This window comes from Burkholderia sp. Ac-20379, from assembly GCF_017104645.1.
GTDB lineage: Bacteria > Pseudomonadota > Gammaproteobacteria > Burkholderiales > Burkholderiaceae > Burkholderia.
In genome coordinates this window covers 1-1,511 of the sequence record NZ_JAAGPF010000692.1, presented here as the reverse complement: position 1 = coordinate 1,511, position 1,511 = coordinate 1, and the positions used below count along the sequence as shown (strand labels likewise).

At 71.7% G+C, this 1,511-nt stretch carries 1 protein-coding gene and 1 pseudogene; one reads left to right on the top strand and one right to left on the bottom strand.

Annotation, left to right across the window (positions count from 1 at the left end):
* A partial coding sequence (locus tag G3N92_RS34000; protein WP_206131865.1) for an FAD-dependent oxidoreductase occupies window positions 1-663 on the top strand: 663 nt, incomplete at its 5' end.
* Between the two features lie 33 nt (window positions 664-696).
* On the opposite strand, the pseudogene G3N92_RS33995 reads toward G3N92_RS34000, so the two are convergent.
* Window positions 697-1,398 (bottom strand): annotated as a pseudogene (locus G3N92_RS33995) (citrate synthase); the annotation flags it as partial.
* Window positions 1,399-1,511: the final 113 nt, after the last annotated feature.

Genomic DNA, 1,511 nt, shown 5'->3' with positions numbered 1-1,511 from the left:
CTCGCGCTGCTCGGCGACGCCGAGCGCGCCGGCGCCGCGATCGCCTACCGCTCGCCCGTGGTCGGCGGGCAGGTGCTGCACGAAGGCGGCGGCGCCGTCATCGAACTCGAAACCGGCGGCGACGAACCGATGCGCCTGCGCGCGCGGCGCGTGATCAACGCGGCCGGCCTCTACGCGCAGGCCGTGGCCGGCGCGCTGCACGGCTTGCCGCCGGCCTCGATTCCGCGCGCGCGGTATGCCAAGGGCAACTACTATTCGCTGTCGGGGCGCGCGCCGTTCTCGCGGCTGATCTACCCGGTGCCGGAGCCGGGCGGCCTGGGCGTGCATCTGACGCTCGATCTGGCGAATCAGGCGCGCTTCGGGCCGGACGTCGAATGGATCGACACGATCGATTACCGCGTCGATCCGGGCCGCGCCGAGCGCTTCTACCAGGCGATCCGGCGCTACTGGCCGGCGCTGCCCGATTCGGCGCTGCAACCGGCCTATTCGGGCATTCGCCCCAAACTCGACGCGCCCGACGGCGGCAGCGCCGATTTCATGATCCAGTCGGCCCGCGAACACGGCGTGCCGGGCCTCGTCAATCTGTACGGGATCGAATCGCCGGGGCTGACCGCCTCGCTCGCGATCGCCGATGAAGTGCTGGCGCGGCTCGAAGCGGCCTGACAACCCATCAGGTCACCGAAGCAAGCTCGCGCCTCAGCCCGCCGTCTTCAGCTTGAACACGCGGTTCTTCTCCAGCGTGCCGGCCGTATAGGCCTTGTCGTCGACGGCGGCGGGGCGCAGGTGCTCGTCCTCCAGCGCCGGCCCCGTATAGCGGCCGCGCGGCCGGATCACCTTGCCCACCCGAAGCTGCTCGATGCAGTGCGCGAGCAGGCCGACGCTGCGTGCGATCGAGAACAGCCCGAACGCCGCGTCGGGCGGCAACTTCAGTTGTGCGGACAGAATCGCCAGCGCCACGTCGATGTTCGGCTTGAGGCCCGTCAGCGCCGTGACCTTGTCGATGAACGCGCCCAGTTCGCGCGGCGGATCGAGCCGGCTCAGCAGCGCCTCGGCGCGCGGATCGCCGTCGGGGTAGAGATGATGGCCGAAGCCCGGCACCGGAATCGCCGAGCCGAGATGGTGGCTCACCACGTGCTCGGCGCCGAGCCGCTCGACGTCGTCGAACACGGCCCGCACGCGCCGCGACGCATCGCCGTGCAGCGGGCCGGACAGCGTGGTCAACCCGGTCAGCAGGCAGCCCGCCAGCGGCGCGCCGGTGGATGCGGTGATGCGCGCCGCGAACGCCGAGCTGGTGATCTCGTGATCGGCCACCAGCACCATCGCGCGCCGGATCAGGTCGGCGCCGGCCGCGTCCTGGCCCCAGCCGGCCGCGAGCCGCTCGTGCGTCCGGCCCGATGCGGGAGAGGCGGGGCCGTCGCCGTGCGCGGCGCCCGGATCGGAAGAGGGGCGTGGAGGGGAAGCGTGTTGGGGGGGGGGTCAGAGTCGATGGTGCGAGTCTCAGTAACAGATAA